24 protein-coding genes and 1 other RNA gene are annotated in these 23,776 nt (G+C 59.7%); 19 read left to right on the top strand and 6 right to left on the bottom strand.

Annotation, left to right across the window (positions count from 1 at the left end):
- Positions 1-6 precede the first annotated feature (6 nt).
- Positions 7-1,362 (top strand): tryptophan--tRNA ligase, encoded by a 1,356-nt coding sequence (locus ABCR88_RS27175; RefSeq protein ID WP_325985210.1) that lies wholly within the window; start codon positions 7-9, stop codon positions 1,360-1,362.
- 88 nt (positions 1,363-1,450) lie between these two features.
- Entirely contained in the window at positions 1,451-2,545 is a 1,095-nt protein-coding gene (zapE, locus tag ABCR88_RS27170; RefSeq protein WP_019093692.1) for a cell division protein ZapE, read from the top strand.
- A gap of 41 nt (positions 2,546-2,586) precedes the next feature.
- Here zapE and ABCR88_RS27165 read toward each other — a convergent pair whose 3' ends face one another.
- On the bottom strand, positions 2,587-3,486 hold the full coding sequence (locus ABCR88_RS27165; RefSeq protein ID WP_171820771.1) for a GlxA family transcriptional regulator: 900 nt from the start codon (positions 3,484-3,486) through the stop codon (positions 2,587-2,589).
- A gap of 244 nt (positions 3,487-3,730) precedes the next feature.
- Between ABCR88_RS27165 and ABCR88_RS27160 the strand changes: the two genes are divergently transcribed.
- Positions 3,731-4,867 carry an acyl-CoA dehydrogenase family protein gene (locus ABCR88_RS27160; protein ID WP_011063331.1) on the top strand — a complete coding sequence of 379 codons (1,137 nt, stop codon included), beginning with the start codon at positions 3,731-3,733 and terminating at the stop codon, positions 4,865-4,867.
- A gap of 79 nt (positions 4,868-4,946) precedes the next feature.
- On the opposite strand, the gene ABCR88_RS27155 is transcribed toward ABCR88_RS27160, so the two are convergent.
- Complete coding sequence (locus tag ABCR88_RS27155; protein ID WP_041119804.1) at positions 4,947-5,987, bottom strand: NADP(H)-dependent aldo-keto reductase; 1,041 nt, start codon at positions 5,985-5,987, stop codon at positions 4,947-4,949.
- 247 nt (positions 5,988-6,234) lie between these two features.
- On the opposite strand from ABCR88_RS27155, the gene rplM reads away from it, so the two are divergent.
- The 7 genes from rplM to ABCR88_RS27120 all read left to right on the top strand — a co-directional run bounded on the left by rplM (position 6,235) and on the right by ABCR88_RS27120 (position 11,110).
- Positions 6,235-6,663, top strand: coding sequence for a 50S ribosomal protein L13 (gene rplM, locus ABCR88_RS27150; RefSeq protein WP_007928449.1), 429 nt, complete (start codon positions 6,235-6,237; stop codon positions 6,661-6,663).
- Positions 6,664-6,677: 14 nt separating this feature from the next.
- Positions 6,678-7,070, top strand: a complete 393-nt coding sequence (gene rpsI, locus ABCR88_RS27145; protein WP_003228056.1) for a 30S ribosomal protein S9 — start codon at positions 6,678-6,680, stop codon at positions 7,068-7,070.
- 253 nt (positions 7,071-7,323) lie between these two features.
- A complete protein-coding gene (petA, locus tag ABCR88_RS27140; RefSeq protein ID WP_011063329.1) occupies positions 7,324-7,917 on the top strand; it encodes a ubiquinol-cytochrome c reductase iron-sulfur subunit in 594 nt (197 codons plus the stop codon).
- A complete protein-coding gene (locus ABCR88_RS27135; RefSeq protein WP_011063328.1) occupies positions 7,917-9,128 on the top strand; it encodes a cytochrome bc complex cytochrome b subunit in 1,212 nt (403 codons plus the stop codon). The genes petA and ABCR88_RS27135 overlap by 1 nt, the downstream gene beginning before the upstream one ends.
- Positions 9,128-9,910 (top strand): cytochrome c1, encoded by a 783-nt coding sequence (locus ABCR88_RS27130; RefSeq protein ID WP_011063327.1) that lies wholly within the window; start codon positions 9,128-9,130, stop codon positions 9,908-9,910. The genes ABCR88_RS27135 and ABCR88_RS27130 overlap by 1 nt, the downstream gene beginning before the upstream one ends.
- Before the next feature lie 152 nt (positions 9,911-10,062).
- Positions 10,063-10,680, top strand: a complete 618-nt coding sequence (locus ABCR88_RS27125) for a glutathione S-transferase N-terminal domain-containing protein (protein WP_011063326.1) — start codon at positions 10,063-10,065, stop codon at positions 10,678-10,680.
- A gap of 16 nt (positions 10,681-10,696) precedes the next feature.
- Positions 10,697-11,110 (top strand): ClpXP protease specificity-enhancing factor, encoded by a 414-nt coding sequence (locus ABCR88_RS27120; RefSeq protein WP_011063325.1) that lies wholly within the window; start codon positions 10,697-10,699, stop codon positions 11,108-11,110.
- A 51-nt stretch (positions 11,111-11,161) separates the two neighbouring features.
- Here the strand turns inward: ABCR88_RS27120 and ABCR88_RS27115 are convergent, their stop codons facing one another.
- From ABCR88_RS27115 to ABCR88_RS27100, 4 genes are all read right to left on the bottom strand, one after another.
- A complete protein-coding gene (locus ABCR88_RS27115) occupies positions 11,162-11,740 on the bottom strand; it encodes a BON domain-containing protein (protein WP_011063324.1) in 579 nt (192 codons plus the stop codon).
- Complete coding sequence (locus ABCR88_RS27110; protein ID WP_350023201.1) at positions 11,737-12,330, bottom strand: phosphoheptose isomerase; 594 nt, start codon at positions 12,328-12,330, stop codon at positions 11,737-11,739. The genes ABCR88_RS27115 and ABCR88_RS27110 overlap by 4 nt, the downstream gene beginning before the upstream one ends.
- 104 nt (positions 12,331-12,434) lie before the next feature.
- Entirely contained in the window at positions 12,435-12,806 is a 372-nt protein-coding gene (locus ABCR88_RS27105) for a YraN family protein (protein ID WP_015636933.1), read from the bottom strand.
- A complete protein-coding gene (locus ABCR88_RS27100) occupies positions 12,806-14,617 on the bottom strand; it encodes a penicillin-binding protein activator (RefSeq protein ID WP_011063321.1) in 1,812 nt (603 codons plus the stop codon). Before ABCR88_RS27100 ends, ABCR88_RS27105 begins: the two co-directional genes overlap by 1 nt.
- 219 nt (positions 14,618-14,836) lie before the next feature.
- Between ABCR88_RS27100 and rsmI the strand changes: the two genes are divergently transcribed.
- The 9 genes from rsmI (at position 14,837) to mraY (ending at position 23,773) form a co-directional block, all read left to right on the top strand.
- Positions 14,837-15,709, top strand: a complete 873-nt coding sequence (gene rsmI / locus ABCR88_RS27095; protein WP_041119800.1) for a 16S rRNA (cytidine(1402)-2'-O)-methyltransferase — start codon at positions 14,837-14,839, stop codon at positions 15,707-15,709.
- Positions 15,710-15,781: 72 nt separating this feature from the next.
- Positions 15,782-16,135, top strand: an RNA gene (gene rnpB / locus ABCR88_RS27090) — RNase P RNA component class A.
- Between the two features lie 307 nt (positions 16,136-16,442).
- The gene (gene mraZ, locus ABCR88_RS27085; protein WP_011063319.1) at positions 16,443-16,898 is read left to right on the top strand and encodes a division/cell wall cluster transcriptional repressor MraZ; all 456 of its coding nucleotides are present in this window, start codon (positions 16,443-16,445) and stop codon (positions 16,896-16,898) included.
- A gap of 2 nt (positions 16,899-16,900) precedes the next feature.
- Positions 16,901-17,842: a 16S rRNA (cytosine(1402)-N(4))-methyltransferase RsmH gene (rsmH, locus tag ABCR88_RS27080; RefSeq protein ID WP_350024153.1), complete on the top strand. Its 942-nt coding sequence runs from the start codon at positions 16,901-16,903 to the stop codon at positions 17,840-17,842.
- The gene (ftsL, locus tag ABCR88_RS27075) at positions 17,839-18,132 is read left to right on the top strand and encodes a cell division protein FtsL (RefSeq protein ID WP_011063317.1); all 294 of its coding nucleotides are present in this window, start codon (positions 17,839-17,841) and stop codon (positions 18,130-18,132) included. The genes rsmH and ftsL overlap by 4 nt, the downstream gene beginning before the upstream one ends.
- Entirely contained in the window at positions 18,129-19,868 is a 1,740-nt protein-coding gene (locus ABCR88_RS27070) for a penicillin-binding protein 2 (RefSeq protein WP_041119799.1), read from the top strand. The genes ftsL and ABCR88_RS27070 overlap by 4 nt, the downstream gene beginning before the upstream one ends.
- Positions 19,868-21,331, top strand: coding sequence for a UDP-N-acetylmuramoyl-L-alanyl-D-glutamate--2,6-diaminopimelate ligase (locus ABCR88_RS27065; RefSeq protein WP_041119797.1), 1,464 nt, complete (start codon positions 19,868-19,870; stop codon positions 21,329-21,331). Before ABCR88_RS27070 ends, ABCR88_RS27065 begins: the two co-directional genes overlap by 1 nt.
- The gene (murF, locus tag ABCR88_RS27060) at positions 21,324-22,691 is read left to right on the top strand and encodes a UDP-N-acetylmuramoyl-tripeptide--D-alanyl-D-alanine ligase (protein WP_015636930.1); all 1,368 of its coding nucleotides are present in this window, start codon (positions 21,324-21,326) and stop codon (positions 22,689-22,691) included. Before ABCR88_RS27065 ends, murF begins: the two co-directional genes overlap by 8 nt.
- Positions 22,691-23,773: a phospho-N-acetylmuramoyl-pentapeptide-transferase gene (gene mraY, locus ABCR88_RS27055; RefSeq protein WP_011063313.1), complete on the top strand. Its 1,083-nt coding sequence runs from the start codon at positions 22,691-22,693 to the stop codon at positions 23,771-23,773. Before murF ends, mraY begins: the two co-directional genes overlap by 1 nt.
- The last annotated feature ends 3 nt before the right edge of the window (positions 23,774-23,776 follow it).

Raw genomic sequence — 23,776 nt, 5'->3', positions numbered from 1 at the left:
TTACCCATGACTACTCGTACGCGTATCCTCACCGGCATCACCACCACCGGCACCCCGCACCTGGGCAACTATGCCGGTGCGATCCGCCCGGCGATCGTCGCCAGCCGCGACAGCAATGCCGACTCCTTCTACTTTCTGGCCGACTACCACGCACTGATCAAGTGCGATGACCCGCTGCGTATCCAGCGTTCGCGCCAGGAAATCGCCGCCACCTGGTTGGCCGGTGGCCTGGATGTGGAGCGCGTGACTTTCTATCGCCAGTCGGACATCCCTGAGATCCCCGAACTGACCTGGCTGTTGACCTGCGTGGCGGCCAAGGGCCTGCTCAACCGTGCCCATGCCTATAAGGCTTCGGTGGACAAGAATGTCGAGGCCGGTGAAGACCCGGACGCCGGCATCACCATGGGCTTGTACAGCTACCCGGTGCTGATGGCGGCGGACATCCTGATGTTCAACGCGCACAAGGTGCCGGTGGGCCGCGACCAGATCCAGCACGTGGAAATGGCCCGGGACATTGGCCAGCGTTTCAACCACCTGTTCGGCCAGGGCAAGGAGTTCTTCACCATGCCCGAGGCGCTGATCGAGGAAAGTGTTGCCACCTTGCCAGGCCTCGATGGCCGCAAGATGTCCAAGAGTTACGACAACACCATCCCGCTGTTCACCAGCGCCAAGGACATGAAGGACGCGATCTCGCGGATCGTCACCGACTCCAGGGCGCCAGGCGAGGCCAAGGATCCGGACAACTCTCATTTGTTCACCCTATACCAGGCGTTCTCCACCCCTGCGCAAGCCGCCGAGTTCCGTAGCGAGCTGCTTCAGGGCCTGGGTTGGGGCGAAGCCAAGAACCGCCTGTTTCAATTGCTGGATGCCGAACTAGGCGAAGCCCGCGAGCGTTATCACCAACTGATCGCACGCCCTTCGGACCTGGAAGACATCTTGCGTGCCGGCGCCGTCAAGGCCCGTGCCGTGGCCACGCCGTTCCTCAACGAACTGCGCGAAGCCGTGGGCCTGCGCTCTTTCGCCGCCCAGGTACAGGTGGCAGCCACCACCAAGAAAAAAGCTGCCAAGGCCGCGCGTTTCATCAGCTTTCGCGAGGATGACGGCAGCTTCCGTTTCCGTTTGCTGTCGGCCGATGGCGAGCAACTGCTGCTGTCGCGCAATTTCGCTGATGGCAAGGCTGCAGGTGCTGTCACCAAGCAACTGCAATCGGGCCAGGAGCTGGATCTGCGGACCGAGGGCAATGCATTCAGTATCTGGCTGGACGGCGCCTGTGTGGCGGACAGCCCGGACTTTGCCGATGCCAGTGCCCGTGACGCGGCTGTAGATGCACTGCGCATCGCTCTGACCCCGGCGCAGGACTAATCGGCATCTTCCCGACCAAGGGCTGATTGCCATTCCCCAGGGCCGTCGCTAAAGTGACGGCCCGTTTTTGTTGCCTTGCTAACGAATTATGACGCCCCTAGAACGATACCAAGCAGATCTGAAACGCCCGGATTTCTTTCATGATGCGGCACAGGAAACGGCTGTGCGTCATCTGCAGCGCCTGTATGACGATCTGATCGCGGCCGAGCAAAACAAGCCGGGCCTGCTCGGCAAGCTCTTTGGCAAGAAGGATCAGACGCCGGTCAAGGGTCTGTATTTCTGGGGCGGAGTGGGGCGCGGTAAGACCTATCTGGTGGACACCTTCTTCGAAGCCTTGCCGTTCAAGGAAAAGGTACGCACGCACTTTCACCGTTTCATGAAGCGCGTACACGAAGAAATGAAGACCCTGGGCGGTGAGAAGAACCCGTTGACCATCATCGCCAAGCGTTTCTCGCAAGAGGCGCGGGTGATCTGCTTCGACGAATTCTTCGTGTCTGACATTACTGACGCGATGATTCTTGGCACCCTCATGGAGGAGCTGTTCAAGAATGGCGTGACCCTGGTCGCCACCTCGAACATCGTCCCCGACGGCTTGTACAAGGATGGCTTGCAGCGCGCGCGCTTCCTGCCGGCGATTGCCCTGATCAAGCAGAACACCGAGATCGTCAACGTCGACAGCGGTGTCGACTACCGCTTGCGTCACCTGGAGCAGGCGGAGCTGTTCCACTACCCATTGAACGAAGAAGCACAAGAAAGCTTGCGCAAGAGCTTCCGGGCGTTGACGCCGGAGTGCACCCAGGCGGTGGAAAACGATGTGTTGATCATCGAGAACCGCGAGATCCGCGCATTGCGTACCTGCGATGATGTGGCCTGGTTCGACTTCCGGGAACTGTGCGACGGCCCGCGCAGCCAGAACGACTACATCGAGCTGGGCAAGATCTTCCATGCCGTGTTGCTCAGTGGCGTGGAGCAGATGAGCGTCACCACCGACGACATCGCCCGGCGCTTTATCAACATGGTCGACGAGTTCTACGACCGTAACGTCAAGCTGATCATTTCCGCCGAGGTCGAACTCAAGGACCTCTATACCGGTGGCCGCCTGACGTTCGAGTTCCAGCGCACCCTTAGCCGCCTGCTGGAGATGCAGTCCCACGAGTTCCTGTCGCGGGCGCACAAGCCATAAGCGTTGCCAGATGAAAAAGGGCCTGCATTGCAGGCCCTTTTTTATGCCGCCTGTTGCTGGAACTGTTGGCGGTACTGGTTGGGTGAAAGCTCGGTGTGCTGGCGGAACAGTCGGGCGAAGAAACTGGCATCGTCGTAGCCGACTTCGTAGCTGATGGTCTTAATGCTCTTGCGCGTTCCCGAGAGCAGGCCCTTGGCGGTTTCGATGCGCAGGCGCTGCAGGTAATGCAGGGGCTTGTCGCCGGTTGCGGTCTGGAAGCGGCGCATGAAGTTGCGAATGCTCATGCCGTGCTCGCGGGCCACGTCCTCGAAGCGGAACTTGTCGGCGAAGTGCTCTTCGAGCCAGTGCTGGATCTGCAGGATGATCACGTCCTGATGCAGCTTCTGGCCGCCGAAGCCGATGCGCCCTGGGGCGTAGTTGCGCTGTACTTCATAGAGAATGTCCCGGGCCACGGCCTGGGCCACGTTTGCACCGCAGAAGCGTTCGATCAGGTAGATGTACAGATCGCAGGCCGAGGTGGTGCCGCCCGCGCAGTAGAGGTTGTCGGCGTCGGTCAGGTGTTTGTCCTGATTGAGCTGGACCTTGGGGAAGCGCTCATTGAAGGCGTTGAAGAAGCGCCAGTAGGTCGTGGCTTCCTTGCCATCGAGCAAGCCGGCTTCCGCCAGCCAGAACACCCCGGTGGCTTCGCCGCAGAGCACCGCGCCGCGAGCGTGCTGGGCGCGCAGCCAGGGCAAGATCTGCGGGTAACGCTGGCACAGGGTGTCGAAGTCGTCCCAGAACGCCGGGAGGATGATGATATCGGTGTCTTCCAGCGGGCCGTCCACCGGCATGATCACGTCGCTGAAACTGCATACGGGTTGACCGTCGGGGCTGACCAGGCGGGTTTCGAACGCCGGGGTCAGGCCTTGGCCCAGTTGTTTGCCGTAGCGCAGGCTGGCCAGATGGAAGAAATCCTTGGCTTGCATGAGGGTGGAAGCGAAAACCCGGTCGATAGCCAGGATGCTGACGCGCCGCAAGGGCGTGGAGGTTTGGTTAGACATAATTCAATTGTTCTTATAGGGGAAAGTGGTCACCAGACGGCTGGATCGTCTTATTTTTTGTCGGATGTGTCCAGTGTCCCGTGCAGGTGGCTAGCCTTAGGCTCTGGCAGCCAACCCATGATCAATAATCATCACAGGTGCCTGCATGATCCCTAGAACCTTGTTCAGCTCCGAGCACGAACTCTTCCGTGACAGCGTGCGTACATTCCTTGAGAAAGAGGCAGTGCCCTTCCATGGCGAATGGGAAAAACAGGGCTATATCGACCGTCAGCTGTGGAGCAAGGCGGGGGAGGCCGGAATGCTGTGTTCGCACATTCCCGAGGAGTACGGCGGCCTGGGGGCGGACTTTCTCTACAGCGCGGTGGTGATCGAGGAGATTGGCCGGCTGGGCCTGACGGGCATTGGTTTTTCCCTGCATTCGGACATTGTCGCGCCCTACATCCTGCATTACGGCAGTGAGTCGCTGAAGCACAAGTACCTGCCCCGGCTGGTCTCGGGGGAAATGGTCACGGCCATTGCCATGACCGAGCCGGGGGCGGGCTCCGACCTGCAAGGGGTGAAGACCACGGCAGTGCTCGATGGCGACGAATACGTGATCAATGGTTCCAAGACCTTTATTACCAACGGCTACCTGGCGGACCTGGTGATAGTCGTGGCCAAGACCGATCCCAAGGCCGGAGCCAAGGGCACCAGTCTGTTTCTGGTTGAGGCCGATACTCCCGGGTTCTCCAAGGGCAAGCGCCTGGAGAAAGTGGGAATGAAGGCTCAGGACACCTCCGAGCTGTTCTTCCAGGATGTGCGAGTACCCAAGGAGAATCTGCTGGGGCAGGCTGGGGCAGGATTTGCCTATTTGATGCAGGAGTTGCCCCAGGAGCGCCTGACCGTGGCCATTGGTGGCCTGGCCAGTGCCGAGGCTGCATTGCAGTGGACCCTGGAATACACCCGCGAACGCAAAGCCTTCGGCAAGGCAATTGCCGATTTCCAGAACAGCCGTTTCAAGCTGGCGGAAATGGCCACGGAAATTCAGATCGGCCGGGTATTTGTCGATCGCTGCCTGGAGCTGCACTTGCAGGGCAAGCTCGATGTGCCGACGGCGGCCATGGCCAAGTACTGGGGGACTGACCTGCAGTGCAAGGTGCTTGATGAATGCGTGCAGTTGCACGGCGGCTACGGCTTCATGTGGGAGTACCCGGTGGCCCGGGCCTGGGCCGATGCCCGGGTGCAGCGCATTTATGCCGGGACCAACGAGATCATGAAGGAGATCATTGCCCGCTCACTATAGGACGGGGGCCGCCGGCGAAGGGTGCGAAGCGGGTTGTGCGACGTATCCATTCGCTGGCAAGCCAGCAACTGTGGGCCTATTAAGGCGCGGGGTTGGGGTGATCCTTGTGGATTGCCTCGATCCCGGCGAGGATCTCCTCCGACAACTTCAAGGCGGCGCTGGCGATGTTGCTGTCCAGCTGTTCCAGAGTGGTGGCGCCGATGATGTTGCTGGTCACGAACGGCTGTTGAGTGACGAAGGCCAGGGCCATTTGTGCCGGATCCAGGCCGTGCTCGCGAGCCAGCGCCACATAACGGCTGCAGGCCGCTTCCGACTGAGGGTTGAAGTAGCGGCTGAAGCGGCTGTAGAGGCTCAGCCGTGCCTTGGCTGGCCGCGCGCCGCCTTCGTACTTGCCGGACAGGTAGCCAAAGGCCAGAGGAGAGTAGGCCAGCAGACCGCATTGTTCACGAATGGCAATTTCCGCCAGGCCTACTTCGAAGCTGCGGTTGAGCAGGTTGTAGGGGTTCTGGATCGAAACCGCCCGCGGCCAGCCACGGCTCTCGGCCAGGGCAAGGAACTTCATGGTGCCCCATGGCGTTTCGTTGGACAGGCCGATATGGCGGATCTTGCCGGCCTTGACCTGCTCGTCCAGGGCTTCGAGGGTTTCTTCCAGCGGAGTGAAGTCTTCATCGGCCTGGTGCTTGTAGCCCAGTTGGCCGAAGAAGTTGGTGCTGCGCTCGGGCCAGTGCAGTTGGTACAGGTCGATCCAGTCGGTCTGCAGGCGCTTGAGGCTGGCATCCACGGCTTCGACTATATGCTTGCGGTTGTGCTTGAGCTGTTTGTCGCGAATGTAGTCGATGGTGTTGCCCGGACCTGCGATCTTGCTGGCCAGGACCCAATCGGCGCGGTCGCCACGCTGCTTGAACCAGTTGCCGATATAGCGCTCGGTGGTGGCGTAGGTTTCGGCCTTTGGCGGCACCGGGTACATCTCGGCAGTGTCGATGAAGTTGATTCCGGCGTTCTTGGCCCGCTCGATCTGAGCGAAGGCTTCAGCCTCGGTGTTCTGCTCGCCCCAGGTCATGGTGCCCAGGCAAATTGCACTCACATTCAGATCGGTTCGGCCCAGCTGGCGGTAGTCCATCGGGTGCTCCCTTGGCAAAACAATCATAAAAGCAGGTTGAAATTTTTTTCGCAATCTGCATAATTCGGCAGCTCTTTCTGCAGTGGAAGTGATGCGCCGCCTGCCGAAGAATCTTGCCGTATATCAGACGCGCTGACCCGAGCCCCCGATAGCGTCTGTGTCCGGCTGCCTTTGACCTTGTCAAAGTAAGCACTATTCAGTAAGATCCGCCGTCTATTTTGCTGGGCGGCCCCTGAGGCTATAAAGAATGAAAACTTTTACTGCTAAACCGGAAACAGTAAAGCGCGACTGGTTCGTCGTCGACGCTGCTGGTCAGACCCTGGGTCGTCTGGCCACCGAAATCGCGAGCCGTCTGCGTGGCAAGCACAAGCCTGAGTACACTCCTCACGTTGACACCGGCGACTACATCGTCGTGATCAATGCCGAGCAGGTACGTGTTACTGGCGCTAAAACCACTGACAAAATGTACTACTCCCACTCCGGTTTCCCGGGCGGCATCAAGTCGATCAACTTCGAAAAGCTGATCGCCAAAGCCCCTGAGCGCGTGATCGAGACCGCGGTAAAAGGCATGCTGCCTAAGAACCCGCTGGGTCGCGACATGTACCGTAAGCTGAAAGTCTATGCGGGCGCTGCACACCCTCATACTGCTCAGCAGCCCCAAGAACTGAAGATTTAACGGAATAGTTCATTATGTCGGCGACTCAAAATTACGGCACTGGCCGTCGCAAGACTGCAACCGCACGCGTTTTCCTGCGTCCGGGCACTGGCAACATCTCGATCAACAACCGCTCCCTGGATAACTTCTTCGGTCGCGAAACTGCCCGCATGGTAGTTCGTCAACCGCTGGAGCTGACCGAGACCGTTGAGAAGTTCGATATCTACGTCACCGTTATCGGCGGCGGTGTAAGTGGTCAAGCTGGCGCAATCCGCCACGGTATCACTCGCGCTCTGATGGATTACGACGAAACTCTGCGCAGCGCGCTGCGTAAAGCTGGTTTCGTAACCCGTGACGCACGTGAAGTTGAACGTAAGAAAGTGGGTCTGCGTAAAGCGCGTAAGCGTCCGCAATACTCCAAGCGTTAATTCGCTACTGCGTTCAAAAACGCCCAGTCTCCTCGCGGAGCTGGGCGTTTTTTATTGTCTAGAATTTGCTCTGTGACAACTTGCCACATCCGCGGAGGCCCTATACTGCAAGGCTTCGGGCCGGCTCGGCTTGGTAATTACCTTGTCAGAATAGGGGCTTTTCATTACCATTCGGCAAAATTTTTATAAGTTCAGATTTTTACTTAGTAGATGCCTGATTTAACAGGCCACAAAGCTGATGGGAGAGGACTGAATGAGCAATGACGGCGTGAATGCAGGCCGGCGTCGCTTCCTAGTAGCAGCCACATCCGTGGTGGGTGCTGCTGGAGCGGTGGGGGCTGCGGTCCCGTTCGTGGGGTCATGGTTTCCCAGTGCCAAGGCGAAAGCCGCAGGTGCACCGGTGAAGGTGAATATCAGCAAGATCGACCCAGGTCAGCAGATGATTGCTGAATGGCGTGGTCAGCCGGTATTCATCGTCCGCCGTACCGAGGAAATCCTGGGGAATCTTAAAAAGATCGAGGGCCAGTTGTCTGACCCTGACTCCAAGAACTCAGTACAACCAACCTACGTCGACCCGGAAGTGCGTTCGATCAAGCCAGAGATTCTGCTGCTGATCGGTATCTGCACCCACCTGGGCTGTTCTCCGACCTTCCGTCCTGAAGTGGCGCCCGCGGATCTGGGCAAGGACTGGGTAGGTGGCTATTTCTGCCCTTGCCACGGTTCCCACTACGATCTGGCTGGTCGCGTCTACAAGTCGCAACCTGCGCCTTTGAACCTGCCAGTACCCCCGCATTCCTATGAGTCGGATGACATCATCGTCATTGGCGTCGACACGGAGAAAGCGTGATGAGCAAGTTCATGGATTGGGTTGATGCGCGCTTCCCCGCGACCAAGATGTGGGAAGACCATCTCAGCAAGTATTACGCTCCGAAGAACTTCAACTTCTTCTATTTCTTTGGCTCCCTGGCGCTGCTGGTTCTGGTCAACCAGATCGTAACCGGTGTCTGGCTGACCATGAGCTACACCCCTTCGGCGGAAGAGGCCTTCGCTTCCGTTGAATACATCATGCGCGACGTCGAGTACGGCGCGATCCTGCGTCTGCTCCACTCCACCGGCGCTTCGGCGTTCTTCATCGTGGTCTATCTGCACATGTTCCGTGGCCTGCTCTACGGTTCCTACCAGAAGCCCCGTGAGCTGGTGTGGCTGTTCGGCATGCTGATCTACCTGGCACTGATGGCCGAGGCCTTCATGGGCTACCTGCTGCCGTGGGGCCAGATGTCCTACTGGGGCGCCCAGGTGATCATCTCGCTGTTCGGTGCGATCCCGGTCATCGGCGACGACCTGACTCAGTGGATCCGCGGTGACTACCTGATTTCCGGTATCACCCTGAACCGCTTCTTCGCCTTGCACGTTGTTGCCCTGCCGATCGTGATCCTCGGTCTGGTGGTGCTGCACATCCTGGCACTGCACGAAGTGGGCTCGAACAACCCGGATGGCGTCGACATCAAGAAGAACAAGGATGAGAACGGCATCCCGCTGGATGGTATTCCTTTCCACCCTTACTACACCGTGAAGGATATCGTCGGCGTAGTAGTGTTCCTCTTCATCTTCTGCTCGATCGTGTTCTTCTTCCCGGAAATGGGTGGCTACTTCCTCGAGAAGCCGAACTTCGAACAGGCCAACCCGTTCAAGACGCCTGAGCACATTGCTCCGGTTTGGTACTTCACCCCGTTCTACGCGATCCTGCGTGCGGTGCCGGACAAGCTCATGGGCGTCATTGCCATGGGGGCTGCCATTGCCGTGCTGTTCGTGCTGCCTTGGCTCGACCGTAGCCCGGTCAAGTCCATGCGCTACAAAGGTTGGCTGAGCAAGATCTGGCTGCTGGTGTTCTGCATCTCGTTCGTGATCCTGGGTGTGTTGGGTGTATTGGCACCGACTCCGGGCCGTACGCTGCTGTCGCAGGTATGTACCTTCCTGTACTTCGCCTACTTCATTCTGATGCCGTTCTACACCAGGCTCGAGAAGACCAAACCGGTTCCGGAAAGGGTGACTGGCTGATGAAAAAGCTATTTGCTGTACTGATTCTTGCTGCTATGCCTGTATTGTCTTTCGCGGCCGAGCACGGCGGCCCTGAGTTGGAGAAGGTCGATATCGACCTGGCCGACAAAGCTGCCCTGCAAGACGGCGCGCGTACCTTTGCCAACTATTGCATGGGCTGCCACAGCGCCAAGTTCCAGCGTTATGAGCGGGTTGCCGACGATCTGGGCATTCCTCACGATCTGATGTTGAGCAAGCTGGTCTTCACCGGCGCCAAGATCGGTGACCACATGAACATCGGCATGCAGCCGGCAGATGCCAAGACCTGGTTTGGCGCTGCGCCACCGGATCTGACCCTGGTGGCCCGTGTGCGGGGTACCGACTGGCTCTATGGCTACCTCAAGTCCTTCTATGAGGACCCGGCGCGCCCTTGGGGTGTGAATAACAAGGTTTTCCCGAACGTGGGCATGCCTAACGTTCTGGTTGGCCTGCAGGGTCGCCAGGTGATCGGTTGCAAGCAGGTGCAGATCGTCGAAGACGGCAAGAAGCAATACGATCCGCTGACCGGCACGCCGCTGACTCATGAAGCCTGTGACCAGCTGACCATCAAGGAGAACACCGGGACTCTCAACGAGGCTCAGTTCGACGAGAAGGTCAAGAACCTGGTGACCTTCCTGGCTTACTCGGCCAACCCGGTCAAGCTGCAGCACCAGCGCATCGGTACCTACGTACTGCTGTACCTGGCCTTCTTCTTCGTGTTCGCCTATCTGCTCAAGCGCGAATACTGGAAGGATGTGCATTGATAGCGTTTTAAGCATCAGTTGTTGAACGTGCGCGCCCAAGGGCGTCTCTGAAACTGTAACAACCCTGTATCATTCGGGGGTTACCAGAGGCGCCCTGAGGGCGCGCTCGTTTTTTCTGCTTCCGATAATTTCAACAAGCGAGGAGGATCGCCATGGGCGTGACCAATCGGTTGGCCTGTTACTCCGACCCCGCCGACCACTATTCCCACCGGGTGCGCATTGTGCTCGCAGAGAAGGGTGTCAGCGCCGAGATCATCAGTGTGGAGGCGGGGCGTCAGCCGCCGAAGCTGATCGAAGTGAACCCTTATGGGAGCTTGCCAACGCTGGTCGACCGCGACCTGGCGTTGTGGGAGTCGACAGTGGTGATGGAGTACCTGGATGAGCGTTATCCGCATCCGCCACTGCTGCCGGTTTATCCTGTGGCGCGAGCCAACAGCCGTCTGCTGATACACCGGATCCAGCGTGACTGGTGCGGGCAAGTGGATCTGATTCTTGATCCGCGGACCAAGGAGGCTGCTCGAGTGCAGGCGCGCAAGGAATTGCGTGAAAGCCTGACGGGTGTTTCTCCTTTGTTTGCCGACAAGCCATTTTTCCTCAGTGAGGAACAAAGTCTGGTGGACTGCTGCCTACTGCCCATACTCTGGAGATTGCCGGTCCTGGGTATCGAACTGCCGCGGCAGGCCAAGCCGTTGCTTGATTATATGGAACGCCAATTTGCGCGTGAGGCTTTCCAGGCGAGTCTGTCTGGTGTCGAACGCGATATGCGCTGAGGCTTAAGGAGCCGCTATGAACTCCAGTCGACCTTATCTGGTCCGCGCGCTCTATGAGTGGATTGTGGACAACGATTGCACCCCGCACATGCTGGTCAATTCCGACTATCCGGCAGTGCAGGTGCCCCAGGGCTTTGCCAGTGATGGGCAGATCGTCCTGAACATTTCTCCCAGTGCCGTGCGTCATCTGCATATGGATAACGACGTAGTGACCTTCGAAGGGCGCTTCGGTGGTGTGCCGCACAGCCTGCATGTGCCGGTTGCGGCGATCCTGGGGATCTATGCCCGTGAGAATGGCCAGGGCATGGTCTTCGATCTGGAGTCGCCTCTGGATGAAGAGGATGATCTCGAGCCGGATGACGACTTGCCGCCACCGGACAGTGAGCCGCCGCGCCCCAGTGGCCGACCGAGCTTGAAAGTGGTCAAGTAATAAAAAAGGCGATCCATTCGGATCGCCTTTTTTGTATCTCGCCGTTGTGTGTCAGTCGATGTATTCGAACAGTTTGACGATTTTCTGCACACCGGACACGCCCTGAACCAGGTTAGTGGCCTGGGTGGCCTCCTGTTGGGTCAGCAATCCCAGCAGGTAGACGATGCCGTTCTCGGTCACCACCTTGATTCGCGAGGCGGGCACGCTGGCGTCGGTGAGCATCTGGGTCTTGATCTTGGTGGTCAGCCAGCCATCGTTCTGGCGGGCCAGGAAGCCGGAAGGTGGCAGTACCTGCAGTTCGTTGTGCACCTTCTTGACGCGCTGCACTTCGCTGGCGGCCTGTTCGGCCATGGCCTTGAGGTCCGGGCGGGGTGTTTGTCCGGCCAGCAGGACGATGCCGTTGAAGCTGGTGACAACGATGTGCGAGTTGTTTTCCAGGTCTGGGCTGGCTTTGGCGACGTTGACGGCGACTTTGGTCTCGATCAGCGAGTCGTCGATCTTGCTGCCAAAGGTGCGGGTGCCGCGGTCATCATCGATGGGTTTGTCGCGGGTGGCGGTAATCACCGAGCTGCAACCAGTGATGCTCAGGCACAAGGTCAAGGCCAGGAGGCCAAGGCGATTAGGGGTCATTCTTCACTCCCGAACAATTGGCTGTCGATCAGATCGCAGAGGCAATGGATCGCCAGCAGGTGGACTTCTTGAATGCGTGCAGTGACGGTGGTCGGTACGCGGATCTCGACATCTTCAGGCAGTAGCAGGGAAGCCATGCCGCCGCCGTCACGACCGGTCAATGCTACGACAATCATTTCGCGATCATGTGCGGCCTGGATCGCTTGAATAATGTTTGCGGAGTTGCCACTGGTGGAAATCGCCAGCAATACGTCACCGGGCTGGCCCAGGGCGCGGATCTGCTTGGAGAAGACTTCGTTGTAGCTGTAGTCGTTGGCGATCGAGGTAATGGTAGAGCTGTCGGTAGTCAGGGCAATGGCCGGCAGGCTCGGGCGTTCGCGCTCGAAGCGGTTGAGCAGTTCGGAGGAGAAATGCTGGGCATCGCCGGCGGAGCCGCCGTTGCCGCAAGAGAGCATCTTGCCCTCGTTGAGCAGGGCGTTGACCATGACCTGGCTGGCTTGCTCGATGTGCGGTGCAAGTACGTCCATCGCCTGTTGCTTGGTGTCGATACTGGCCTGAAAAAGCTGGCGAATTCGGGATTGCATGTCCATCTGTGTGACCTTAAGTGGCGCGGCTTGGTGGCACGTAAATGTGCAGCCCGCAAAGCAAAGAGCAAAAAAGTTGAGTGAAAATGGGTGCGGCCTGAGGGCTTCTTTCAGCTGTCGAAGGCATTGCGTAGCCAGTTCAAGCGGGCTTCTGCACCCGAGGCGCCGTCAATGGCGACCACGTCGAAACGGCAAGGATGGCTGGACCAGCGTGATTCGCTTTGCAGGAAAAGCTGCGCGGCAAGGATCAGTTTTTGACGCTTGCGCCCATCGATACTGCCCAGTGCGCCACCCCATTGCGTGTGTTTTCTGTAGCGGACTTCGACGAATACTACTGTATCGCCGTCAAGCATGACCAGATCAAGCTCGCCGCGTTTACACAACCAGTTCTGCGCCAGCAGGCGCAGTCCGTGCTGTTGGAGATGCCAAAGCGCTTGGCTTTCGGCATCTCGTCCGCTGTGCTGGCTTGATCCTTGGAGCATTAGCGCGGCGTGTCGGGCAGGCGGGTCACCTGGCCCCCGACGAACTTGGCCCATGGCAACTGACGCTCGATGCGTTGCCCGGCAGCCATGCCCAGGCTGCCGGATTCACCTTCTATCCGGCTGTCTGGCAGCGCCTTGAGTTGGCCCAGGCGTGGCGCCAATCGGTAGGCGTCGACGCCCATGGCATACAGGCGCCCCAGGCTGCCGCCGGCTTGCGGCCATTGTGCAGTGACCTGGCGGCGCAACGGGCCGTTGGCATCCAGCAGCCATGGGGTTTCGCAGAACATCACGCCGTTCATGTCGTTGTACTGGTTCTGGTCGCCGCTGGCGCTGAACACATTGGAGGTGGCGTAGACCGGTACATCACCAGCGTATTGGAAATTCAAGGTCGGCTTGATCTGCTGAGCCTGTTGCGGAGTGGAGGCGAGGAAAATGAACTCGATATCCTGGCGACGTGATGGTTGTGCGGCTACCTGGGTGCCTACGGTGCTCTGCAGGCTCTTGGCGCGGCCTTCGCTCTGGCGCAGCTGGAACAGGTCGGCAATCTGCTGTGCCAGGGCGACGGGCTGATCGACGCGTTCGATACCGATTACGCTACCACCGTTGGCTTCCCAATCCTGACGGAATGCCTTGAGCACGCGATCGCCCCATTCGCCTTTCGGAACCAGAGCGGCGGCGCGGTGCAGGCCGTCGGCGCGGGCGCGACGGGAAACCTCGCGAGCTTCGTCTTCGGCTGCCAGGCCGAACTGGAACAACTGCGCCGGGCCTTGTTCGCCTTCGCTGTAGTTCAGGGCCAGGGTGGTGATCGGCAACTGCGGGCGAGCGGCAAGTTGCTTGACCAGGGGCTTTTCCAGTGGGCCGACGACCAGTTGCACGCCTGCGGCCTGAGCCTTGCGGTAGAAGTCATCCAGCGAGCTTAGGCGCGAGCTGTCATAGAACTCGATGCTGGGTGGATTCTGTCCGGCTTGCTGAGCCTGGTAGTGAGCAGCCATGAAACCTTCGCGCAGTGCTTTGGAAACCGATGCGAGGGGGCCGTCCTGTGGCAGCAGCAAGGCAATTTTCGATACCGGCTGGCTGGCCAGTTCCTTGAGCTTGATCAGGGGTTGAGGCAGTTGAATGGCAGCTGGGTGCTTTGGATTCTGGGCGCGCCAGGTATCGATGGCCGCCTGCTGCTGTTCCAGGGTGCCGGCGCTCTTGACTGCCAGGGCCAGGCTCATCCAGCCGGCCAGGTCGTCATTGCCGGCAGGCTGCAACTGATCGGTCGGCAGGGCGGCAATCAGTGCCCAGATGGCTTCGTGGTTTTTGGCTGCTGCATCATCCTTGAGCAAGGGCGCGATAACGATGCGCTCTTTGGCGGCGGCCAATGTCTGGCCGTCGGCTTCCAGTGCGCGAGCATGAACGCTGCCGGTGCGAATCTGTTGAGCTGCCGGCAGTTCGCTCAGGTGTTGCAGGCTTGGATGGCTCAGTGCGGTGAGGGCAGCCTTTGGCTGGTTGCGCACCAGGGCCAGCTCTGCGGACAGGGTGCTGGCGAAGATTTGCTGGGCAGGCTTGAGTTGATCCAGCGGCACTTGCTGCAAGATTTGTCCGGCGCGTCCGGCATTGCCTTGACGATACGCCAGGTCGGCGGCGCTCAGGCGCAGCAGGGCTGCTTTTTCCGGAGTTTTGCTGGTGGCGGCCTGTTCGAGCAGTTGCTCGATACTGGCATCCGGTGTCCGTGGAAGTTCGCCAAGGCTGGAAGAGGGCGAGCTGGCGCAAGCCACCAGAAGGGTAGCCAGGCAGAGGGCAAGAAACAGCCGCAGGCAAGCGATCATGTAAGTGTTCCTGATACTCGATCAAATGAGCGTGGAATTGTACCCAAGCGCTGGCTGGGGTGCGATGTTACTGGCGATAAACCGTCGATTTAGCTCAAGCAAATGTTGCTTGGCTGCCTGAAAGGTCGCAGCGCAGTGCCATACCGGCTGATCGCAAGGCGTATTGAGAATGCTTCAACGCGCTACAATGGCGCTTTTGCCGATCAAGAGGTGTGCGCTTTGACTGCTCCAGGTCCTTTGAATTCCGCTGCTGGTTCGCTTTATGTGGTGGCGACGCCTATCGGCAACCTGGACGATATCAGCGCCCGGGCCTTGAAGCTGTTGCGCGAGGTGTCGTTGATCGCTGCCGAAGATACCCGGCATTCCCAGCGCCTGATGCAGCACTTTGGTATTTCCACGCCCCTGGCTGCCTGCCATGAGCACAACGAGCGTGATGAGGGCAGTCGCTTCATTGCTCGTCTGCTGGCTGGGGATAATGTCGCCTTGATCTCCGATGCGGGCACGCCGCTGATTTCCGATCCCGGCTACCACCTGGTGCGCCAGGCGCGGGCGGCGGGTATCAATGTGGTTCCAGTGCCGGGGGCCTGTGCTCTGATCGCGGCGTTGTCGGCGGCGGGCTTGCCTTCAGACCGGTTCATTTTCGAAGGCTTTCTGCCGGCCAAGGCGGTCGGGCGCAGGGCGCGCCTGGAAGCGGTCAAGGAAGAGCCGCGTACGCTGATTTTCTATGAGGCGCCGCATCGCATACTTGAATGCCTGCAGGATATGGAGTCGGTATTCGGTGGTGAGCGGCCGGCATTGCTGGCGCGTGAATTGACCAAGACCTTCGAGACCCTGAAGGGGCTGCCACTTTCCGAGCTGCGCCAGTTCGTCGAGTCCGACAGCAATCAGCAGCGTGGGGAGTGCGTGGTGCTGGTCGCGGGGTGGGCAGCACCGGAAAGTGATGAGGCGATCAGTAGTGAGGCGATGCGTATCCTCGACCTGTTGCTCAAGGAAATGCCGCTGAAGCGGGCTGCTGCTTTGGCTGCGCAAATCACTGGCGAGCGCAAGAATGTGCTGTATCAGGTGGCCCTGGATAAACAGAAAGAACAATAAATTGCGTAGCAGGGTGGCCAAAGGCTTTTAGCGCTTGTTCTTCGTTCGCTCTGCCGTTAACCTGCGCGGCGGAGAGTCGATTGGACAGTCGCTGCCCTCTATGAAAATTAGAGGGGGGAGGAAAGTCCGGGCTCCATAGGGCGGAGTGCCAGGTAATGCCTGGGGGGCGCGAGCCTACGGAAAGTGCCACAGAAAATAACCGCCTAAGCACTTCGGTGCCGGTAAGGGTGAAAAGGTGCGGTAAGAGCGCACCGCACGTCTGGTAACAGTTCGTGGCTAGGTAAACCCCACTCGGAGCAAGACCAAATAGGGTTCCAAGGCGTGGCCCGCGCTGGAACCGGGTAGGTTGCTAAAGATGTCCAGTGATGGCCATCGTAGAGGAATGACTGTCCTCGACAGAACCCGGCTTACAGATCGACTCTCCACCTTTCCCTCCCTGCTTGAATCAATAGCAGAAGCGTTTTTGTAATACCGAAAAAATCTTACTCTTAATAAATTACTTTAACTTCGCGCTGCAGCTTATTGAGCTGTCGGAAGTTGATGCTCTGAAACACCCTTCGAATTCCCGTTACCTCTCCTTTAAGTCTCCTAAATCTCCGTTCTATAAGGCTTTTCCGTCGCCGCGCGCCTTGACGGTGGTGTGGGCGCATTCCTATAGTGTGCGCAAGTGGCGGAAAGTGGCATGAAGTGGGTTTTTTGAGCGCAAAACGCTAAAATTTGGAGAAACGCTGACGTGTTTCGCGGAGCTAACGCTATCAGTCTCGATGCAAAAGGCCGTCTCGCCATGCCGAGCCGGTATCGTGACGAGCTCGTTTCGCGAAGTTCCGGGCAGTTAATCGTCACCATCGATGCCGTTGATCCCTGTTTGTGTGTTTACCCCCTCGATGAGTGGGAGCTGATTGAAACCAAACTGCGCGCACTGCCTTCTCTTCGTGAAGAGAACCGTCGTTTGCAGCGTTTGCTGATTGGTAACGCCGTCGACCTTGAACTCGATGGCAGTGGTCGTTTTCTGGTGCCGCCACGCCTGCGTGAATATGCCAAGTTGGATAAGCGCGCAATGCTGGTGGGCCAACTGAACAAGTTCCAATTGTGGGACGAGGATGCCTGGAATGCTGTTTCCGCAGCGGACCTGGCAGCTATTCAACAACCGGGCGCCATGCCTGATGAACTGCGTGATTTGATCCTGTGACTATTGATAGCGGCTTTAACCACATCACCGTACTGCTTGACGAAGCCGTCGAGGCTCTCGCCGTACGTCCTGATGGCTGCTATCTGGATGGCACCTTCGGGCGTGGCGGGCATAGCCGGCTGATTCTCAGCAAGCTCGGGCCCCAGGGGCGCCTCCTCGGATTCGACAAGGATCCCCAGGCGATTGCCACCGGGCAAGCGCTAGCGGCCGAAGACGGCCGCTTTGTCGTTGTACAGCGCAGTTTCGCCGAGCTCGGTTCGGAAGTTGCCGAACGCGGCCTGGCGGGCAAGGTCAGCGGTGTCCTGCTGGATCTGGGGGTGTCTTCGCCGCAGCTGGACGACCCAGAGCGCGGCTTCAGTTTTCTCAATGACGGCCCGCTGGATATGCGCATGGACCCGACTCGCGGCATCAGTGCTGCGCAGTTCATCGCCACCGCTCCGGTAGAGGAAATTGCCCGGGTATTCAAGGAGTACGGCGAGGAGCGTTTCTCCGGTCGCATGGCGCGAGCCGTGGTCGAGCGCCGCGAGATCCAGCCGTTCGAGCGTACCGCCGATCTGGCTGAAGTGTTGAAAGTCGCCAACCCGGCTTGGGAGAAGGGCAAGAACCCGGCTACCCGTGCTTTCCAGGGGCTGCGCATTCACGTCAACGATGAACTGGGTGATCTCGAGGCTGGCCTTGAAGCTGCACTGGAGTCCCTGGAAGTGGGTGGTCGCCTGGTGGTGATCAGCTTCCACTCCCTGGAAGACCGCATCGTCAAATTGTTCATGCGTCGTCTGGTCAAGGGCGAATCGGACAACCTGCCGCGCAATCTGCCGGTACGTTTCGAAGCCTTTGTGCCGAAAATCAAGATCCACGGCAAAGCGCAGTTCGCCTCCGAGGCAGAGCTCAAGGCCAACCCGCGTGCCCGCAGTGCCGTCATGCGCGTCGCGGAGAAGCTTCGGTGAGCAAGCTTTTCGCCAAGCCACTTCCGGGCGGAAGCTTTTTCATGTTCCTGCTATTCGTCGGCGTTCTGGTTTCCGCGATTGCGGTGTCCTACAGCGCCCACTGGAACCGTCAGTTGCTCAATACGCTGTACGGCGAGTTGAGCGTGCGTGACAAAGCCCAGGCCGAATGGGGTCGTCTTATTCTTGAGCAAAGCACCTGGACTGCTCACAGCCGCATTGAAGTGCTGGCCACCGAACAGTTGAAAATGCACATTCCCGGCGCGGCCGAAGTCCGCATGGTGGCGCCATGAAGCTCGAAGGCGCGCTCTATCCATGGCGTTTCCGTGTAGTGCTGGGTTTGCTGGCGATCATGGTGTCGGCGATTGCCTGGCGCATCATCGACCTGCAAGTGGTCGACCGTGACTTCCTCAAGGGGCAGGGCGATGCACGCAGTGTCCGGCACATTCCGATTCCCGCGCACCGCGGTCTGATCACCGATCGCAATGGCGAGCCTCTGGCCGTCAGTACGCCCGTGACCACCCTGTGGGCCAATGCCAAGGAAATGCAGCTGGCCAAGGATCGCTGGCCGGCGCTGGCCATGGCACTTGGCCAAGACCCGAAAGCCCTGGCCGAGCGGCTTGAAGCCCAGGCCAATAAAGAATTCATCTATCTGGTCCGAGGCCTGACGCCTGAACAGGGCCAGTCCGTATTGGATCTGAAGGTCCCCGGTGTCTATGGCATCGAGGAGTTCCGACGCTTCTATCCAGCCGGCGAAGTAACCGCGCACATGGTGGGTTTCACCGATATCGACGACCGCGGTCGCGAAGGGGTGGAACTGGCCTACGACGAATGGCTCGCAGGGGTTCCGGGCAAGCGCCAGGTGATCAAGGACCGGCGCGGCAGGCTGATCAAGGACGTCCAGGTCACCAAGAACGCCAAGGCCGGCAAGCCCTTGGCGTTGTCGATTGACCTGCGCCTGCAATACCTGGCCAACCGCGAGCTGCGCAACGCCATCGTCGAGAACGGTGCCAAGGCTGGCAGCCTGGTAATCATGGATGTGAAGACCGGCGAGATCCTGGCCATGGTCAACCAGCCGACCTACAACCCGAACAACCGGCGCAACCTGCAGCCGGCGATGATGCGCAACCGCGCGATGATCGACGTGTTCGAGCCTGGCTCGACCATGAAAGCGATCTCCATGAGTGCCGCACTGGAAACCGGACGCTGGAAGCCCAGTGATACCGTCGAGGTCTACCCGGGCACCCTGCAGTTGGGCAAATACACCATCCGCGACGTTTCCAAGACCGAAGGTCCGGTACTCGACCTGACCGGCATCCTGATCAACTCCAGTAACGTCGGCATGAGTAAGGTGGCCTTCGATATCGGCGGCGAAACCATTTTCCGCCTGGCACAGAAAATCGGCCTGGGCCAGGACACGGGGCTCGGCTTCCCTGGTGAGCGGGTCGGCAACCTGCCGAACTACCGCGAATGGCGCAAGGCGGAAACCGCGACCCTGTCCTATGGCTACGGCCTGTCGGTGACCGCGATCCAGCTGGTGCACGCCTTTTCCGCATTGGCCAACAACGGCCGTATTGCGCCGCTGACACTGATCAAGTCCGACAAGACTCCGCAGACCACCCAGGTGATTCCGGAAAATGTCGCCAAGACCATGCAGGGCATGCTGCAGCAAGTGATCGAGGCCCCGCGCGGAGTATTCCGTGCACAGGTTCCGGCCTATCACGTGGCCGGCAAGAGTGGTACCGCGCGCAAGACCTCGGTGGGTACCAAGGGCTACGCCGAGAACTCCTACCGCTCGCTGTTCGCCGGCTTCGGTCCGATGAGTGATCCTCGCTACGCCATCGTGGTGGTGATCGACGAACCGAGCAAAGCCGGTTACTTCGGTGGCCTGGTATCGGCGCCGGTGTTCAGCAAAGTAATGTCCGGCACCCTGCGCCTGATGAACATCACCCCGGACAACCTGCCGACCACGCAGCAGGCCAACGCCGCATCCGGCGCCCCTGTACGAGCCAATGGAGGGCGCGGCTGATGTCTCTTAGCCTGAACAAGATTTTCGCCCACGCCGGTCGCGATCTGCTGATTCGTGAGTTGACCCTGGACAGCCGTAACGTGCGGGCCGGGGACCTGTTTCTTGCAGTGCCCGGCGCCAAGTTCGATGGGCGTGCGCACATTGCCGATGCCCTGCAGCGCGGCGCTGCAGCGGTGGCTTATGAAGTGGAAGGGGCAACTGTGTTGCCGCTGACCGATGTACCGCTGATTCCGGTCAAGGGCCTGGCGGCGCAGCTGTCGGACATAGCCGGGCGCTTCTATGGTGACCCGAGCCGCCAGTTGAACCTGGTGGGCGTGACCGGCACCAACGGCAAGACCAGCGTTACCCAACTGGTGGCTCAGGCCCTGGATCTGCTGGGCCAGCGTTGTGGCCTGGTGGGTACCCTGGGGACCGGATTTCATGGCGCGCTGCAAAGCGGGATGCACACCACGCCGAACCCGATTGCCGTGCAGGCCAGCCTGGCAGACCTGAAGAATGCAGGAGCCAAGGCGGTGGCCATGGAGGTCTCGTCCCATGGCCTGGATCAGGGGCGCGTGGCGGCACTGGCTTTCGATGTGGCGGTGCTGACCAACCTGTCCCGTGACCATCTGGATTACCACGGGACCATGGAAGCCTATGGCGCAGCCAAGGCCAAGCTCTTTGCCTGGAACGACCTGCGTTGCCGGGTGATCAACCTCGACGACGATTTTGGCCGGCAACTGGCGGCGGACAAACATGAGTCACGACTGATCACTTACAGCCTCGAAGACGCCGCTGCTTATCTGTACTGCCGCGAAGCGCGTTTTGACGATGATGGCGTGCGCGCGACCCTGGTGACCCCGCAGGGTGAGCACCACCTGCGCAGTTGCCTGCTCGGGCGCTTCAACCTGAGCAACGTGCTGGCTGCGGTAGGTGCGTTGTTGGGTCTTGAATACGCGCTGGACGAAATTCTTGCGGTCCTGCCCAAGCTTGAAGGCCCCGCCGGACGCATGCAGCGCCTGGGTGGCGGTACTCAGCCGCTGGTGGTGGTGGATTACGCCCACACCCCGGATGCCCTGGAAAAAGTCTTGCTGGCCCTGCGTCCGCACGCCAAGGGCCGCCTGCTGTGCCTGTTCGGTTGTGGCGGCGACCGGGACCGCGGCAAGCGTCCGTTGATGGCTGAGGTGGTCGAGCGTCTGGCCGACGGCGTGCTGGTGACTGATGACAACCCGCGCAGCGAAGACCCGGCCCAAATCTTCGACGATATTCGTGCCGGTTTCAGCGCGGCAGAAAAGGTGGAATTCGTAGCCGGTCGCGGGTTGGCCATTGCTCGCCTGATCGCTTCCGCGTCGGCTGATGACGTGGTGGTGCTGGCCGGTAAAGGCCATGAGGATTACCAGGAAATAAACGGCCAGCGACATGATTTTTCTGATCTCGCCGAGGCGGACAAAGCCTTGACCGCGTGGGAGGTGGGCCATGCTTAAAGCCCTGCAACTCAGTGAAGTCTCGGCTCCATTGGACGCCCGCCTGATCGCGGGCGATGCTCGTTTTAGCGGCGTCAGTATCGATAGCCGGGCGATTCAGGCCGGCCAACTGTTTATTGCTCTGACCGGCCCACGCTTTGACGGCCACGATTACTTGAATGAAGTGGCGGCCAAGGGCGCCGTGGCTGCGTTGGTTGAACGTGAGGTTCCCGACAGCACGCTGCCGCAACTGCTGGTCAAGGACACTCGCCTGGCGCTGGGGCAGTTGGGTGCGCTCAATCGCGCCGCGTTCAGCCGCCCGGTCGCTGCGGTAACCGGCTCCAGCGGCAAGACCACGGTCAAGGAAATGCTCGCCAGCATCCTGCGCACCCGTGGTCCGGTACACGCCACTCGGGGCAACCTGAACAATGACCTGGGTGCGCCCCTGACCCTGCTGGAACTGGCCCCGGAACACACAGCCGCAGTGATAGAGCTGGGCGCTTCGCGCATCGGCGAGATTGCCTACACCGTGGCCATGACTCGCCCCCACGTAGCGATCATCAATAACGCCGGTACCGCTCACGTCGGTGAGTTTGGCGGGCCGGAGAAGATTGTCGAGGCCAAGGGGGAAATCCTGGAGGGCCTCGATAGCGCCGGGATCGCCGTGCTCAACCTGGACGACAAGGCTTTCCCTATCTGGAAGGCCCGTGCTGCCGGCCGTCAGGTGCTGAGCTTCGCGCTGACTGACAGTTCTGCCGATTTCTTTGCCTCCGATATCGGTCGCGATGCCCGTGGCTGCCCATCCTTCAAGTTGCACAGCCCCAAGGGTGTGGAGGCGGTGCAATTGAACCTGCTGGGCACCCATAACGTTGCCAATGCCCTGGCTGCGGCAGCCGCGGCCCACGCCATGGGCGTCTCGCTGTTCGGCATCGTCACCGGCCTGAATGCGGTGCAGCCGGTCAAGGGGCGTACCGTCGCCCAACTGGCCAAGAACGGCATGCGGGTCATTGATGACACTTACAACGCAAACCCCACCTCAATGTGCGCCGCCGTTGATATACTCGCCGGCTTTTCCGGCCGCACCGTCCTGGTGCTCGGAGACATCGGCGAGTTGGGCGAGTGGGCGGAGCAGGGGCACCGCGAAGTAGGTGCATATGCCGCTGGCAAGGTTTCGGCCCTCTACGCCGTAGGCCCGATGATGGCTCATGCCGTTGCCGCCTTCGGCGAGCACGCGCGCCACTTCGCCAGCCAGGCTGACCTGATTGCCGCCCTGGGCGTCGAGCAAGACCCAAATACCACCATTTTGATCAAAGGATCGCGCAGCGCGGTGATGGAAAACATCGTCGCGGCTTTGTGCGGCTCCAGTACGGAGAAACATTGATGCTGCTGCTGCTAGCGGAGTACCTGCAACAGTTCTACAAAGGCTTCGCGGTCTTTCAGTACCTGACCCTGCGCGGGATCCTCGGGGTACTGACTGCGCTGTCTTTGGCGCTGTGCCTGGGTCCGTGGATGATCCGTACTCTGCAGAACCGCCAGATCGGCCAGTCCGTGCGTAACGATGGTCCGCAATCTCACCTGTCCAAATCGGGCACACCGACCATGGGCGGTGCGCTGATTCTCTCGGCCATCGGTATCAGCACCCTGCTGTGGGCCGACCTGCGCAACCACTATGTGTGGGTCGTGCTGCTGGTGACCCTGGCCTTTGGTGCCATCGGCTGGGTCGACGACTATCGCAAGGTGATCGAGAAAAATTCCCGTGGCCTGCCCAGCCGCTGGAAGTATTTCTGGCAATCGGTGTTCGGCCTGGGCGCGGCGATATTCCTTTATATGACTGCCCAGAGTCCGGTGGAAACCACTCTGCTGATCCCGATGCTCAAGGACGTGAGCATTCCCCTTGGCATCGGCTTCGTGGTCCTGACCTATTTCGTCATCGTCGGTTCGAGCAACGCGGTCAACCTGACCGATGGCCTCGATGGCCTGGCGATCATGCCGACGGTGATGGTGGGCGGTGCGCTGGGGATCTTCTGCTACCTGTCGGGTAACGTGAAGTTCGCCGAATACCTGCTGATTCCTTATGTACCGGGGGCGGGAGAGCTGATTGTCTTCTGTGGTGCGCTGATTGGCGCGGGCCTGGGCTTCTTGTGGTTCAACACTTACCCGGCGCAGGTGTTCATGGGTGATGTTGGCGCCCTGGCACTGGGCGCGGCCCTGGGCACTATCGCGGTCATCGTCCGTCAGGAAATCGTTCTGTTCATCATGGGCGGCGTGTTCGTGATGGAAACCCTGTCCGTGGTGATCCAGGTTGCCTCCTTCAAATTGACCGGTCGCCGTGTGTTTCGCATGGCGCCGATTCACCACCATTTTGAACTCAAGGGCTGGCCCGAGCCGCGCGTGATCGTCCGTTTCTGGATCATCACCGTGATTCTGGTGCTGATCGGCCTTGCCACCCTGAAGCTGAGGTAGAAC

Origin of the sequence: Pseudomonas sp. W17 (assembly GCF_040268305.1) — a bacterium.
GTDB lineage: Bacteria > Pseudomonadota > Gammaproteobacteria > Pseudomonadales > Pseudomonadaceae > Aquipseudomonas > Aquipseudomonas protegens.
This window is presented reverse-complemented; position numbering and strand designations above follow the sequence as displayed.